Origin of the sequence: Streptomyces sp. RerS4 (genome assembly GCF_023515955.1) — a bacterium.
In the GTDB taxonomy this organism is placed as follows: domain Bacteria; phylum Actinomycetota; class Actinomycetes; order Streptomycetales; family Streptomycetaceae; genus Streptomyces.
Window position 1 is genome coordinate 3,729,360 of sequence record NZ_CP097322.1, and the last position, 15,022, is coordinate 3,744,381.

Here is a 15,022-nt window from a genome sequence, read left to right on the forward strand (position 1 = left end):
TGAACGCGTTCACAAGCATGTTCCGCTTCCTCCCGGAATGAGTGGGGCATACCAGGCAAAACTGCGGCTGTGACCACGGCGACCCGACCGAAGGAGAAGAGGGCGTGGACCTAGCTTTGGCGCCGGAGACACTGGCGAGATGGCAGTTCGGCATCACCACCGTCTACCACTTCCTGTTCGTCCCCTTGACGATCTCGCTCGCCGCCCTCACGGCCGGCCTGCAGACCGCCTGGGTGCGTTCCGAGAAGGAGAAGTACCTCAGGGCCACGAAGTTCTGGGGCAAGCTCTTCTTGATCAACATCGCGATGGGTGTCGTCACCGGCATCGTCCAGGAGTTCCAGTTCGGCATGAACTGGTCCGACTACTCGCGGTTCGTCGGTGACATCTTCGGAGCCCCCCTGGCGTTCGAAGCCCTGATCGCCTTCTTCTTCGAGTCGACCTTCATCGGCCTGTGGATCTTCGGCTGGGACAAGCTCCCCAAGAAGATCCACCTGGCCTGCATCTGGATGGTCTCGATCGGCACCATCCTGTCCGCGTACTTCATCCTCGCGGCCAACTCCTGGATGCAGCACCCGGTCGGCTACCGGATCAACGAGGAACGCGGTCGGGCCGAACTCACCGACTTCTGGCTGGTCCTCACCCAGAACACCGCACTGACCCAGTTCTTCCACACCATCACGGCGGCCTTCCTGGTCGGCGGCGCGTTCATGGTCGGCATCTCCGCCTTCCACCTCGCCCGCAAGAAGCACATCCCCGTGATGCGCAGCTCGCTGCGGCTCGGCCTGATCGTCATGATCATCGCCGGTATGGGGACCGCCATCAGCGGTGACCTCCTCGGCAAGGTCATGTTCAAGCAGCAGCCGATGAAGATGGCCGCCGCCGAGGCACTGTGGGACGGTGAGGCGCCCGCGCCCTTCTCCGTCTTCGCCTACGGCGACGTGGACAAGGGCCACAACAAGGTCGCCATAGAGATCCCCGGTCTGCTGTCCTTCCTGGCCAACGACGACTTCACCTCCTTCGTCCCGGGGATCAACGACGTCAACAAGGCGGAGCAGGAGAAGTTCGGCCCCGGCGACTACCGGCCCAACATCCCCGTCGCCTACTGGGGCTTCCGCTGGATGATCGGCTTCGGCATGACCTCCCTGGCCATCGGCGCGCTGGGCCTGTGGCTGACCCGGAAGAGGTTCATGCTGCCGCCGGCCCTGCGCACCGGCGAGGACGAGGTCCCGCACCTGGTCCTCTTCAAGCAGGCGCTGAGCCCGAAGTTCTCGCGGCTGTACTGGATCGTCGCGCTCTGGACGATGGGCTTCCCGCTCATCGCCAACTCCTGGGGCTGGATCTTCACCGAGATGGGCCGCCAGCCCTGGGTGGTCTACGGGGTCCTGCGCACCCGGGACGCCGTGTCGCCCGGCGTGAGCCAGGGCGAGGTGCTCACCTCGATGATCGGCTTCACCCTGCTCTACGCGATCCTCGCCGTGATCGAGGTCAGGCTCCTCGTGAAGTACGTCAAGCTCGGACCCCCCGAGCTGACCGAAGCAGACCTCAACCCGCCCACACGGATCGGCGGCGACGACAAGAACGCCGACCGGCCCATGGCCTTCTCGTACTGAGGCGGAGGAGACCACACCATGCAACTCCACGACGTCTGGTTCGTACTCATCGCCGTCCTGTGGACCGGCTACTTCTTCCTGGAGGGCTTCGACTTCGGCGTCGGCGTCCTGACCAAGCTGCTCGCCCGCGACCGCACGGAGAAGCGGGTCCTGATCAACACGATCGGGCCCGTCTGGGACGGCAACGAGGTCTGGCTGCTCACGGCGGGCGGCGCGACCTTCGCCGCCTTCCCCGAGTGGTACGCCACGCTCTTCTCCGGGTTCTACCTGCCCCTGCTGCTCATCCTCGTCTGCCTGATCATCCGCGGCGTCGCCTTCGAGTACCGGCACAAGCGGCCCGAGGACAAGTGGCAGACCAACTGGGAACACGCGATCTTCTGGACCTCGCTGATCCCCGCGTTCCTGTGGGGCGTGGCCTTCGCCAACATCGTGCGGGGCGTGAAGATCGACCAGGACATGGAGTACGTCGGCAATCTCTTCGACCTGCTGAACGTCTACTCGCTCCTGGGCGGCCTGGTCACCCTCACCCTGTTCACCTTCCACGGCGCGGTCTTCACCTCGCTCAAGACCGTCGGTGAGATCCGCGACCGCTCGCGCGCCCTCGCGACGCGGCTCGGTGTGGTGACGGCCGTACTGGCCCTGACCTTCCTGATCTGGACCCAGGTCTCGCGCGGCGACGGCTGGAGCCTGATCGCGATGGCGATCGCCGTGGTGGCGCTCGTCGCGGCCCTGGGCTGCAACCTGGCGGGCCGCGAGGGCTGGTCGTTCGCACTGTCCGGGGTCACGATCGCGGCCGCCGTCGCGATGCTCTTCCTGACCCTGTTCCCGAACGTCATGCCGTCCTCGCTGGACAGCGCCTGGAACCTCACGGTCACCAACGCCTCGTCCAGCGCGTACACCCTGAAGATCATGACGTGGTGCGCGGGAGTGGCCACGCCGCTCGTCCTGCTCTACCAGGGCTGGACGTACTGGGTGTTCCGCAAGCGCATCGGGACGCAGCACATCGTCGATGCGCACTGAGCGTCGGCATGCACCGGTCGCCGTCGACACGTATTGACGGCTCCTCCTGCCTGACCCTGCCGAGGGGATGTTTCACGTGAAACCGATCGACCCGCGTCTGCTGCGGTACGCCCGTTCCACCCGCCTCTTCCTGGCGGCGGTCGTCGCCCTCGGGCTGGCCGGAGCGGCGCTGGTCGTCGGCCAGGCGATGCTCATCGCCGAGATCGTCGTCGGCGCCTTCGAAGAAGGCCTCGACGGCGCGGCGCTGCGGACCCCGCTGCTGCTGCTCGCGGCGGTGGCGGTGGGCCGTGGCCTCGTGGCATGGCTCACCGAGCTGGCCGCGCACCGGGCCGGCGCGGCGGTCAAGTCGGAGCTGCGGGTCAGGCTGCTGGACCGGGCGGCGGACCTGGGGCCCGGCCGGCTCGGCGGGCAGCGGACCGGATCGCTCGTCGCCCTCGCCACTCGGGGGGTGGACGCCCTCGACGACTACTTCTCCCGCTACCTGCCCCAGCTCGGGCTCGCGGTGGTCGTTCCGGTGGCGGTGCTCGCCCGGATCGTCACCGAGGACTGGGTGTCGGCGGCGATCATCGTGGTCACCCTGCCGCTGATCCCGCTGTTCATGATCCTCATCGGCATGGCCACCCAGTCCCGGATGGACCGGCAGTGGCGGCTGCTGTCACGGCTGTCCGGCCACTTCCTCGACGTCGTGGCGGGGCTTCCCACGCTGAAGGTGTTCGGGCGGGCCAAGGCGCAGGCCGAGTCGATCCGCAAGATCACCGACGAGTACCGCCAGGCCACGATGCGCACGCTGCGCATCGCCTTCCTGTCCTCATTCGCCCTGGAGCTGCTCGCCACCCTGTCGGTGGCGCTGGTCGCGGTGACCATCGGCATGCGGCTCGTACACGGCGACCTGGACCTGTACACCGGCCTGGTCATCCTGATCCTGGCGCCGGAGGCCTACCTGCCGCTGCGGCAGGTGGGGGCGCAGTACCACGCGGCCGCCGAGGGGCTGTCCGCCGCCGAGGAGATCTTCGAGGTCCTCGAAACCCCCGCCCCGACCTCCGGCGGCGGCGCCGACGTGCCGGCCGGTGGACTGCGGATCGCCCTTGACGCGGTCGAGGTGCGCTACGAGGGCCGGGGCGCGAGTTCGCCCGGTCCCGTGTCGCTCGTGGTCGAACCGGGCGAGTGCGTGGCCCTCACGGGGCCGAGCGGCTCGGGCAAGTCGACGCTGCTGGGCGTTCTGCTCGGCTTCGTGACTCCGACGTCCGGTCGGGTTCGGATCGGTGACACCGACCTGGCCGACCTGTCCCTGGAACAGTGGCGGGAGCGGATCGCCTGGGTGCCGCAAAGGCCGCACCTGTTCGCGGGGACCATCGCCGAGAACGTACGACTGGCCCGACCCGGCGCCGGCGACGCGGACGTGGAGGCGGCCCTGCGGGACGCCGGGGCCTGGGAGTTCGTCGCGGCCCTGCCGGGCGGGGTGCTGACCCCGCTCGGCGAGGGCGGCGTCGGACTGTCCGCCGGGCAGCGGCAGCGGCTGGCGCTGGCGCGGGCGTTCCTGGCGGACCGGCCGGTCCTGTTGCTGGACGAGCCGACGGCCGCGCTGGACGGTGAGACCGAGGCCGCGGTGGTGGACGCGGTACGCCGCCTCGCGGTCGGTCGGACGGTCCTGCTGGTGGTGCACCGGCCGGCGCTGCTGGCGGTGGCCGACCGGGTGGTGGCGGTGGCCGAGGGGGACCGGGTCGCCGAGGGCGTTTCCGACGGCCTTCCCGATGACGTTGCGGCCGAGGCCGCAGCCGCCGCAGCCGGTGGCGCCGGAGCTCGGCGTGGACCGGGCGGGATGGCGGATCCCGGGGAGTGGATCCTCGGGGCCGCGACCGAGCGGGCCGCGGTCGTGTCGGGCGGCGGGGCGGGCGTGGGTGATCCGCTGCGGCGGGTGCGGGCCATGGGGTCGGCCTGGCGGGGGCGGTTCCGGCTGGGTCTGCTGCTCGGGGCGCTGGCCGTCGGGTGCAGCGTCGGGCTGATGGCCGTGTCCGGCTGGCTGATCTCGCGCGCCTCGCAGCAGCCGCCGGTGCTCTATCTGATGGTGGCCGTCACCGCGACCCGTGCCTTCGGCCTGGGGCGGGCCGTCTTCCGCTACGCCGAGCGGCTCGTCTCGCACGACGCCGTCCTGCGGATGCTCGCCGACCTGCGGGTCTCGGTGTACCGGCGGCTGGAGCGGATCACTCCGGCCGGGCTGCGCGCGCAGCGGCGCGGGGACCTGCTGTCCCGTCTGGTGTCCGACGCGGACACCCTCCAGGACTACTGGCTGCGCTGGCTGTTGCCGGTGGGCACGGCGGTGCTCGTCGGTACGGGGTCGGTGGCCTTCACCGCCTGGCTGCTGCCCGAGGCCGGCGCGGTCCTCGCCGCGGGCCTCCTGCTGGCCGGGGTCGGGGTGCCCCTGATCAGTGCGGCCTGCGCACGCGGTGCGGAGCGGCGGCTCGCGCCCGCGCGGGGCGAACTCGCGACGCACGCGGCCGATCTGCTGACCGGGACCGCCGAACTGACCGTGGCGGGGGCCCTGGCCGACCGCAAGGACCGGGCCCGCGCGAGCGACGCCCTGCTCACCCGGATCGCCTCGCGCGGGGCCGCCGCCACCGGACTCGGCGGCGGCCTGTCCGCCCTGGTGTGCGGGCTCACGGTGGTGTGTGTGGCGCTGGCCGGTGCGGGCGCCGTCGCCGGGGGACGGTTGTCCGGGGTGGCCATGGCGGTGGTGGTCCTGACCCCGCTCGCCGCCTTCGAGGCGGTCAACGGGCTGCCCCTGGCGGTCCAGTACCGCGGGCGGGTGCGGCGTAGCGCCGAGCGGATCCACGAGGTCGTGGACGCGCCGGCGCCGGTGGTCGAGCCGGCCGAGCCCGTCCCCGCGCCCGCCTCGCCCTTCCCGCTGAGGCTCACCGCACTCGCCGCGCGGCACCCGGGGCAGGAGCCGTACGCGCTCCACGGGCTGGACCTGACGCTGGAGGCCGGCCGCCGTATCGCGGTCGTGGGCCCCTCCGGCTCGGGCAAGACCACCCTCGCCCAGGTCCTCCTGCGCTTCCTCGACCCGGCCGAGGGCGACTACACCCTGGGCGGGGTCGATGCCCGTCTCCTCGACGGTGACGACGTACGCCGCACCGTGGGCCTGTGCGCCCAGGACGCCCACATGTTCGACAGCTCGGTACGCGAGAACCTGCGGCTGGCCCGGACCGGAGCGAGCGAGGCGCAGCTGCGCGAGGCACTCGGCGCGGCCCGGCTGCTGGAGTGGGCCGACGGCCTCCCCGACGGGCTGGACACCCTGGTCGGCGAGCACGGGCAGCGGATCTCCGGCGGCCAGCGCCAGCGCCTCGCCCTGGCTCGGGCACTGCTCGCGGACTTCCCGGTGCTCGTCCTGGACGAACCGGCGGAACACCTTGACCTGGCGACGGCCGACGCGCTGACGGCGGACCTGCTGAGCGCGACCGAGGGACGGACCACCGTACTGATCACCCACCGGCTGGCCGGACTGGATGCGGTGGACGAGGTCCTCGTACTGGACCGGGGCGCGGTCGTGCAGCGCGGTCCGTACGCGGAGCTGGCCGCGGTGGATGGCCCCCTGCGGAATCTGCTGGAGCGGGAGCGGCACGCCGATGGTGTTTCGGCCGATCTCGCGCGGGTGGGGCGCTCTCCGGCCGGCCTGCCCGCTGCCGAGTTTCCCCACTAATCGGGACTAACTAGTCTCAAGGGCATGTCGCTGCAGGAGTCTCAGGAATCACCGGAGCCGAACCGGGAAGCGCAGAACCGGGAAGCGTCGAACCGGGAAGCGTCGAACCGGGGCTCGCCGGACCCCCTGGAGGCCGCCACCCAGGCCACCCGGAGTCTGCAGGGGCTGTCCACCGAGCTGACCGCTCGGGTACCGCAACTCCTGGAGGCGATGCGCTCGGTCGGCACCGGCCTCGAACTCCACTCCACGCTCGATCGCATCTGCGAGACGGCCGCCGAGCTGGCGGACGCCCGCTACGCGGCGATCGGCGTCGTCGACACGGAAGGCCCCGGGCTCTCCGATTTCGTCACCTTCGGAGTCAGCCCCGAAACGGCACGGGAGATCGGCCACCGACCGGACGGGAAGCGGGGCCTGCTCGGCGCGCTCATCTCCCATCCCGACACGGTGCGGCTCGCCGACCTGACGAAGGACCCCCGTTCGGCCGGGTTCCCCGCGCACCATCCGCCCATGAAGACCTTCCTCGGCGTCCCGATCCGGGTGCAGGGGGAGATCTTCGGCAATCTCTACCTCGCCGAGAAGAACGGCGGCGTCGAGTTCAACGACTACGACGTGCACATGGTCCGCGTCCTGGCCACCGAAGCGGGCATCGCCATCGGCAACGCTCGCCTGTACGAGGCCGCCACGCAGCGGGAACGCTGGATCGACGGCTCGGTGGCCGTGACCACCGCCCTGCTGTCGGGCGGGGACGCGGACGACGCCCTCGCGGTGGTAGCCGAACAGGCCCGCAGGCTCGCCGACTCCGCCGCCGGGATCGTGCTGCTGCCGGCGGAGGACGGCGGCATGGAGATCGTCGCCGTCTCCGCCGACAACCCGGCCACCTCGCTCGGTGTGGTGATCCCCGCCGAGAGTCCGGTGGTGGCCAGGCTCCTGGAGGGCGAGCCGGTGTTCGTGGAGGACGCCGCCGGCGACCCCCGCATGATCAGCAAGCTGACCAGCCAGTTCGGGCCCTGCATGATGCTGCCCCTGCACAGCGGCGGACGGGTGCTGGGCGCTCTCGTCACTCCGCGGGCCCGTGGCGAGCGGCCCTTCACCGAGGCGGAGCGGACCTTGGCCACGCAGTTCGCCTCGCAGGCGGCGCTCGCCCTGATGATGGCCGAGGCCCAGCGGGACCGCGAGCGCCTCGCCGTCTTCGAGGACCGCGACCGGATCGCCCGTGACCTGCACGATCTCGTCATCCAGCGGCTGTTCGCGACGGGGATGATGCTGGAGGGCGCCCAGCGCCGCTCCATCGTGCCGGAGGTCCGCGACGGGGTGGGCAAGGCGGTGGACGAGCTGGACGTGACCATCCAGGAGATCCGCACCGCGATCTTCGCGCTCCAGCAGGGACCGGCCGAAGCCCCGTCCGGACTGCGCACCCGCGTGCTGCGGGAGATCAACATGGCTGCCGTACCGCTGGGTTTCAAGCCCGCGCACCGCTTCCTCGGCCCCATCGACGCCGTCGTGGGCGAGCTGGTCGGCAAGAACCTGATCGCGGCCCTGCGCGAGGCGCTGTCGAATGCCTTCCGGCATGCGGAGGCCTCACGGATCGAGGTGGTGCTCGATTCGACCGTCACCCTGGCCGACGGTCGGCCCGGGGTGCGGTTGGAAGTGGCCGACGACGGCGTGGGCATCGCGGAGGGCGGCCGGCGCAGCGGACTGCGCAACCTGCGCCGGAGGGCCGAGTCCCTGGGCGGGTCGAGCTGGTACGGGCCGGGCATCGGGGAGGACGGAGGCGGGACCACCCTGGTGTGGGAGGCCCCGCTCTAGAGACGCCCTTACGCGCGGGCCGCTCGGTCGGCGAGGATCCGCTCGATGACGACGGCGACCCCGTCCTCGTTGTTGGCGACGGTCCGGCCCGACGCGGCCGCGATCACGTCCGGGTGGGCGTTGCCCATGGCGTACGAGGTGCCGGCCCAGCCGAGCATCTCCACGTCGTTCGGCATGTCGCCGAAGGCGACGACCTCCTCGGGGGAGATGCCGCGTTCCGCACAGCACAGGGCCAGGGTGCTGGCCTTGGACACGCCGAGCCCGCTGATCTCCAGCAGGGCGGTCGGGCTGGAGCGGGTGATCGCGGCGTGCCGGCCGGCGGCCGAGCGGGCCAGCTCCAGGAAGGCGTCCGGGGAGAGTTCGCCGTGGTGCGCGAGGAGCTTCAGAACGGGACCCGCGCCGTCGTCGAACTCCTCGTTCAGCAGCTTCTCCACGGTGGCGACGGTGGCGCCCGGGTCCTGGAAGAAGGGCGGGTAGTCCGGCTCGTAGTTGATGCCGGTGGTCCGCTCGACGGCGAAGGACGTACCCGGCGCGGCGGTGCGCAGGGCCTCGACGACCTTCAGCGCGGTGGCTCGGGGAAGGTCCCGGACCTGGACGAACTCTCGGCCGGCGTGCAGATCGACGACGGCGGCGCCGTTCGCGCAGATCGCCAGACCGTGGCCATGGACGTGATCGGCGACCACGTCCATCCAGCGGGCGGGGCGGCCGGTGACGAAGAAGACCTCGATGCCGGCCTCCTCGGCGGCGGCGAGCGCGGCGACCGTGCGGAGCGAGACGGATTTGTCGTCGTGCAGCAGGGTGCCGTCGAGGTCGGTGGCGATGAGCCGGGGTGCGGGGGTCTGCCCGTCCGGGCGCTGAGGAGCCGAGGTCACCGCTCCATCTTCGCCTATGGGTGCCATCGCAGACCCCGCGATCGTGATCATGGGGCGATGTTTCACGTGAAACGTCGCTTGGGTGGCGTGTTTCACGTGAAACATCGGACGACTGAGGCACGAGGGGCGCCGTACGCTCGGGGGCATGCGTCTGCGTCTGAGCACTGTGATCCTGCCGTACCGCCCCTGGCACGAGGGTGGCCGTGACGAGTGGCAGCGGGCCGAGCGCCTCGGCTTCCACACCGCCTACACCTACGACCACCTGTCGTGGCGGACCTTCCGCGACGGTCCCTGGTTCGGTGCCATCCCCACCCTGACCGCCGCCGCGGCCGTCACCGACCGGCTGCGACTCGGCACGTTGGTCACCTCGCCGAACTTCCGGCACCCGGTGACCCTGGCCAAGGACCTCATGACGCTCGACGACATCTCCGGCGGGCGCGTCACCCTCGGTATCGGCGCCGGCGGCAACGGCTTCGACGCGACCGCGCTGGGACAGGAGGAGTGGAGCCCGCGCGAACGGGCCGACCGCTTCGCCGAGTTCGTGCCGCTGCTGGACCGACTCCTCACGGAACACTCGGTGACCGAGCAGGGGACGTTCTACTCCGCCGTGGAGGCCCGCAACATTCCCGGCTGTGTGCAGCGCCCCCGGCTGCCGTTCGCTGTGGCGGCGACCGGGCCGCGCGGCGTGAAGCTCGCGGCGAGCCACGGCCAGGCCTGGGTGACGGCCGGCGACCCGAAGGTCTTCGAGGGCACTCCGGAGCAGTCGCTGGAGGCGCTGGCGGGCCAGCACATGAAGCTCGACAAGGCCCTGTCGGACATCGGTCGCGACCCCGAGACCATCGAGCGGGTCCTGCTGACCGGCTTCACCCCGGAGCGCAGCACGATGCTGGAATCGGTGGACGCGTTCGTGGACTTCGCGGGCCGCCACCGTGAGCTCGGCTTCACCGAGCTGGTCATCCACATGCCGATCGCCGGCTCCGACTTCGCCGCCGACGACGCCGTCTTCGACCGGATCGCCACGGAGGCGCTCGGCCAGCTGGAAGGCTGACCGTCCGGGACACGGGGCCGGCCTGTGAGCCGGCCCCGTGTCCCCCGGCCGTCAGGACGACAGGCTCGTGTGGACCTGCCGCGCCTGGGGCAGCAGCCACTCGGGGACGCTCTCCTCGGGAAGTGCCTCGACCTCCTCGATCAAGGCGGCGATCCGGGCAGCGCCCGCCTCGGGGCGGCCCAGCTCCTGATCCGTCCAAGCGGCATTGTTCAGGCACTGGAAACGGTCCTGGAGGTGCTCGGAGCCGAGGTCGGCGTAGAGCGCGGCCGCCCGCTCCCACAGGAGGATCTCCTCCAGGCGCAGCGCCTCGATCTCCGACTCGCCCAGCGTCGTCCGCTCCCCCGAGTCGCCCGATTCCTGCTCGGTGACGAGCCGGTCCAGCACCTGTGCCAACTGGTGCCAGGTCTGGGCCAGTTCCGCCCGCAGCCCGGTGACCGTCCGGACGTCCGGCTCCGCGGCGAGGGCCGTCTCCAGCACTGCGGCCGCCTCGTCCATCCGGCTCCGGGCAGCCGCCACCGCTGTGACGGAGGCACCCGGGCGCAGGCCGAGCCAGGCCAGCGAACGCAGGATCCGCACCTCGGCGATCACCGCCTCACCCGTCCTGCGGTGCAGCTCAAGGGCCCGCTCGTAGGCGGCGACGGCCTCCTCGACCAGCCCCGCGTCGGAGAGGCAGTCGGCGGCCGACTGGGCGAGGCTCGCCTGCGGGCGCGGGTCCTCCCAGTCCTTCACCAGTTCAGCAGCCAGCAGGTACTGCTCGGCCGCCGATCGCCACTCGCGCAGCTCCCTCAGCAGGCCGCCGAGGAACTCCCGCGCCGACACGGCCTGGCCCTCGCCGTGCTCCAGGAGGTCCGCCAGCGCCGACTGGAGCACCTCCGCCGCGTCGGCGGTCTTGCCCTGCCCCGCATAGGCGCGGGCCAGCATCAGCCGGGCCTGGGCCCCGCCGTCGGCGCTCAGCCCGGCCTGGTCGAACCAGTGGGCCGCCGTCAGGGCGTGCTCGGCGGCCTCCACCGCCGCCTCCCGACGCCGTACGAGGATGTCGGCGAGGGTGAGCCGTACGACGCCCTGCTCCTCGGGGTCGGTCACCTCGGCGGCGTGCTCCAGTCCCGACCGGGCCGCCTCCTCGGCCTCCTGCGGCCGCCCCAGCGACATGAGCACACCGGCCCGCAGCACGAGGGGGTCGACCGCCTGCCAGGGCCGGCCGGCCTCGACGGAGCGGGTCGCGGAGCGGGCGAGCAGGAGGAGTGCCTCGTCGGTGTCACCCTGGGAGAGGGCCAACCGACCGCGCACCTCCTCGGCATCGGCGGCCAGGTCGGGTACGACCTGCTCGTACGAGGCGACGAAGGAGTCGAGCGCGTCGGCCACCGCCTCGTGCCCGTGATCCTCGTGCCCGTGGTCCTCATGGCCATGGCCCACGTGGTCATGACCGTCTTCGTGGGCGTGGGCGCCCTCGACGGAGCGCAGATACGGCTCCAGCCGCAGCGCCGCCAGTTCCGCGGCCGCGATCCGACGCACCCGCGCCGGATCGGCCGGATCCAGGGCCTCGGCGGCGCGAAGTCCGACGGCCAGCAGGTCCCGGATCTCCGCCGGCGCGGCGCCGCGCCGCGCGGCCACGGTCGCCAGGCGCAGCTCCACCAGGGCGGCGCGGTTCACCTGACCCAGGGCCCGGTACCCGTCCCGGACGTCCACCAGCAGTCGTGCCGCGTCCGGGGCCCCGGCCCGTGCGGCCACGAGGGCCCGGTGGTCGGCGACGTCCGCCGCGAGCAGCGGGTCCACCTCGGACTCCGGGCGCGCGGACACCCGTACGGCGATCTCCTCCCAAAGGGCAGCGGCGCTCGGATGGCCGGTGTGGCGCGCGTCCCGGGCCCGTTCCACCAGCTCGGTCAGGTCGCCCGCCATCATGGTGGGCGCCGGGGCGGGGGCCGCCGGGACGGGCCGCGCCTGCGGGAGCGCCGCACTGCGCACGCCCAGCGGCAGGACGCCGACCAGTGGTTCCCGTTCGATCCGGGAGCGGAACCGGTCCGAGACCCGGGTGGTGCCGTTGCGGGCGTCGAACCGGCGGGCGATGGCGAGGACGCCCTCGAACAGCAGCCCGTGGAGCTCGGAGACGGTGCGCGGCACACCCTCGTAGGGGACGGCGGGGCTGTCCCCGTGCCCGAGTTCCCGCAGCCGGCGCAGGAGCACGAGGATGCCGCCGTGGAAGGCGAGCTGGTCGTCGACGTTGACGAGCGGGCCCACGTGGGCGGCGTGGTCGGCCAGGATCTCCAGGCCGCGTGACTCGTTGCCGGTGAGCGCGCAGAACTCGATGTGCTTGCCGACCGAGGGCAGCAGGCTCTCGTTGCCGCGGACCAGGCGGTAGCCGCGCAGGTGGTTCGAGCGGGCCTCGTCGGCCCGGCCGAGGCGCAGCAGGGGCAGCAGCGAGGTCGCGAGGACCCGGTGGGGTTCCTCGGCACAGGTGAGCTCGCCGGTCAGCACGGGCTGCCAGAGGTCGAGGGCCTTCACGTCGTCGCCGCGCAGAACGGCGTACTGGCCTTGGCCGTTGAGCTCGCAGGCCTTGCAGTCGCTCATGTCGTCGCGCTCGGCGGCGAGCCAGCGGGTGAAGGCCCGTTCGGCGCGGTCGTCGTCGCCGATGGCGTCGGCCAGCCACAGCTCGGACTCGCGGACGGGCCGCTCGCTGTAGCCGGCGATCCGGTAGCGGCGTTCCATCTCGTCGAGCCAGCCGTTGGCGGATTCCACCGGGACATCGGGCGAGTCGCCGATCGCCGTCGCGATCCACTTGAACTGCCAGAACAGGGAGTGGGTGTCCCACTGGGAGAAGGCGGCCGGGTCCTTGTCGTACTCCTGGAGCAGCCGGGCGAAGGGCACCAGCATCTTCGAGGACTCGGAGCTGTACAGATACGAGTTGATGAGGTTGTCCAGCGTCTCGCGGAAGAGCGCGCGATCGCCGCTCACCTCGGCCGCCGCGGCCAGTGCCTCGGCGTGCGCGTTGCGCGCCGAACCGTTCGGTGCCTGGCGGTTCTCCGCGAGACCACGCTGGATCTCGTCGCGGGTCATGGCCGTCACTTCGGGTCCTCCTGGGTCGGGGCGGAGTGGGTGGCCCATTCCAGGAGCCCGAGGAAGGCCCGGTTGAGCAGGGTGGTGTCGGTCGGTCGCAGCGGCCGCTGGGACATCAGCAGCGCCTGCCCGTAGAGCGATTCGATCGCGGTGCCGGCCAGTGTGGGGTCGGGCAGGCCGGCGATGCGCCGGATCAGCGGGTTGTTGTGGTTGAGCACCAGGCGGGCGCGCGGTCCCGAACCGCGGAGCGCTCCGAGGATGCCGCTCCACAGGGAGTCGGCGTTGTCGAGGGCGGCGGTGCGGTCGCGTTCCTGTCGGGCCTGACGGTCGTCGAGGTAGAGCGCCGGCACGGACACCGGCTGGAACGCACGCAGCACGACGTCGCAGCTCTGCGGCTCCAGGCGGGTCCGGGCCGTCGACAGGAAGGAGGCGAGGGCCAGTTCGACGCCGGTGGGTACGGGGTCGAGGCGCTCGGTGACGGCGCCGGCGTCGAGTTCGGTGACCTTGAGCTCCGGACGTACGGAGGGCAGCAGGGCCAGCAGGTCGGCGTCGTAGGTGTAGCCGGCGTTGATGACGCCGAGGCCGTGGGCCGCCGCGATCGGGGCGATCTGGCGGAACTCCTCGACCGTGCGGGTGAAGTGGATGTCGGTGTGGGCGGCCGCGAACTCCTCCAGGCTCATGGAGCCGTCGCTTGTCTCGAACGGCAGCCACGGCAGCATCAGACCGAGCAGCTCGGCGTCGTGCCGGGCCAGGGACTTCACCCCGAGGTGGTGGACGCTGAGGAACGCCGCCAGGCGCTCCGGCTCGCTCGCGGCGAGTTCGGTGAGCCAGGCCCGGATGCGGGCTCCGAGGGCTTCGCGTACGGCGGCCAGGGTCTCGTCGTCGTAGAGGTTCTCGCGGGAGGCGGTGGGCCGCAGCGTGTCGGTGTCGAGGACGGCGCGGACGAAGAACGCCCAGTCGGGCAGCAGGTTGTCGGCCTGCTCGGTGAGCAGCATGCCCTTCAGGTGGACGCGGTGTCCGGACCGGTGGGCGGGGCTGGTCGGCTCGGGCAGCACGTACGCCACACCGCGCACCCCGGCGACGGGCAGGTCGAGGTCGATGCTGTCGAGCGGGGTGAAACCGAACAGCCCCGCGCAGTGCCCGGCGAGCGCGACGCGGCGGGCGGCGGGGGTGGGGAAGGGGCGGTCCCATACGGCGGGCCGGTCGGTGATCGGGCGTGGCTCGCCGCCCTCGCCGTCGTCGAAGGTGATGTCGTACGGCAGCAGGGAGCCGTAGTCGCGTGCGAGCTGTTCGACCTTCGCGGGAGCGGTCCACTCCTCGGCGCCCGGACGTGCCTGGAGGTGGACGGTGGTTCCGGGCTCCGGGCGGGCCTCGTGCGGGAGTTCGCGGACGGTGTAGGAGCCGTCGTCGGTGGCGAGCCATTCCACGGGCGCGGCGTCGGGCCGGCGGGCGGAGCGGGTGACGACGCGGATCTGGCGGGCGACGACGAAGCAGGCGAGCAGGCCGATGCCGAACTGTCCGAGGAACTCCTGACGGGTCGTCTCCAGGCCCTGGACGGCCTCGGCCGCGTCGGCGCCGGCCCGTTTCGAGCTGCGGCCGATGGTGGCGAGGAGGGAGTGGGCCTCGTCGGCGGTGAGCCCGATGCCGGAGTCCTCGATGGTGACGTTGCCTGCGGAGGCGGTCAGGCGGATGCGTACCTGTGCGCCGGGCTCGTGGGCGTGGCGGGCGGTGATGGCGTCGACGGCGTTCTGCAGGAGTTCGCGGACGTAGACGCGCGGGCTGGAGTAGAGGTGGTGGGAGAGCAGGTCGACCAGGCCGCGCAGGTCGACCTGGAAGCTGTTGACGGCGGCGGGATCAGCGGCGGGATCGGCGGATCCGGCGGCGGGCAGGGAAGGGGGTGTGGACGTCATGAGGCGTC

The 15,022-nt window shown here is 71.9% G+C and carries 8 protein-coding genes; 5 read left to right on the top strand and 3 right to left on the bottom strand.

What is annotated here, in order from left to right:
* The first annotated feature begins 104 nt into the window (after positions 1-104).
* The 4 genes from M4D82_RS17230 (at position 105) to M4D82_RS17245 (ending at position 8,133) form a co-directional block, all read left to right on the top strand.
* Complete coding sequence (locus M4D82_RS17230) at positions 105-1,610, top strand: cytochrome ubiquinol oxidase subunit I (protein ID WP_249766896.1); 1,506 nt, start codon at positions 105-107, stop codon at positions 1,608-1,610.
* A gap of 18 nt (positions 1,611-1,628) precedes the next feature.
* Complete coding sequence (gene cydB / locus M4D82_RS17235; protein ID WP_249766897.1) at positions 1,629-2,630, top strand: cytochrome d ubiquinol oxidase subunit II; 1,002 nt, start codon at positions 1,629-1,631, stop codon at positions 2,628-2,630.
* Positions 2,631-2,706: 76 nt separating this feature from the next.
* A complete protein-coding gene (gene cydD / locus M4D82_RS17240) occupies positions 2,707-6,327 on the top strand; it encodes a thiol reductant ABC exporter subunit CydD (protein WP_249766898.1) in 3,621 nt (1,206 codons plus the stop codon).
* Between the two features lie 24 nt (positions 6,328-6,351).
* Positions 6,352-8,133, top strand: coding sequence for a sensor histidine kinase (locus tag M4D82_RS17245; protein WP_249766899.1), 1,782 nt, complete (start codon positions 6,352-6,354; stop codon positions 8,131-8,133).
* Positions 8,134-8,141: 8 nt separating this feature from the next.
* On the opposite strand, the gene M4D82_RS17250 is transcribed toward M4D82_RS17245, so the two are convergent.
* Positions 8,142-9,032: a Cof-type HAD-IIB family hydrolase gene (locus tag M4D82_RS17250; protein WP_249766900.1), complete on the bottom strand. Its 891-nt coding sequence runs from the start codon at positions 9,030-9,032 to the stop codon at positions 8,142-8,144.
* A gap of 118 nt (positions 9,033-9,150) precedes the next feature.
* Here M4D82_RS17250 and M4D82_RS17255 point away from each other — a divergent pair, with 118 nt between their 5' ends.
* Entirely contained in the window at positions 9,151-10,053 is a 903-nt protein-coding gene (locus M4D82_RS17255; protein WP_249766901.1) for an LLM class flavin-dependent oxidoreductase, read from the top strand.
* A 51-nt stretch (positions 10,054-10,104) separates the two neighbouring features.
* On the opposite strand, the gene M4D82_RS17260 is transcribed toward M4D82_RS17255, so the two are convergent.
* Both M4D82_RS17260 and M4D82_RS17265 read right to left on the bottom strand, forming a co-directional pair.
* On the bottom strand, positions 10,105-13,113 hold the full coding sequence (locus M4D82_RS17260; RefSeq protein WP_249766902.1) for a tetratricopeptide repeat protein: 3,009 nt from the start codon (positions 13,111-13,113) through the stop codon (positions 10,105-10,107).
* Positions 13,110-15,014 (bottom strand): HSP90 family protein, encoded by a 1,905-nt coding sequence (locus tag M4D82_RS17265; protein WP_249766903.1) that lies wholly within the window; start codon positions 15,012-15,014, stop codon positions 13,110-13,112. The genes M4D82_RS17260 and M4D82_RS17265 overlap by 4 nt, the downstream gene beginning before the upstream one ends.
* Positions 15,015-15,022: the final 8 nt, after the last annotated feature.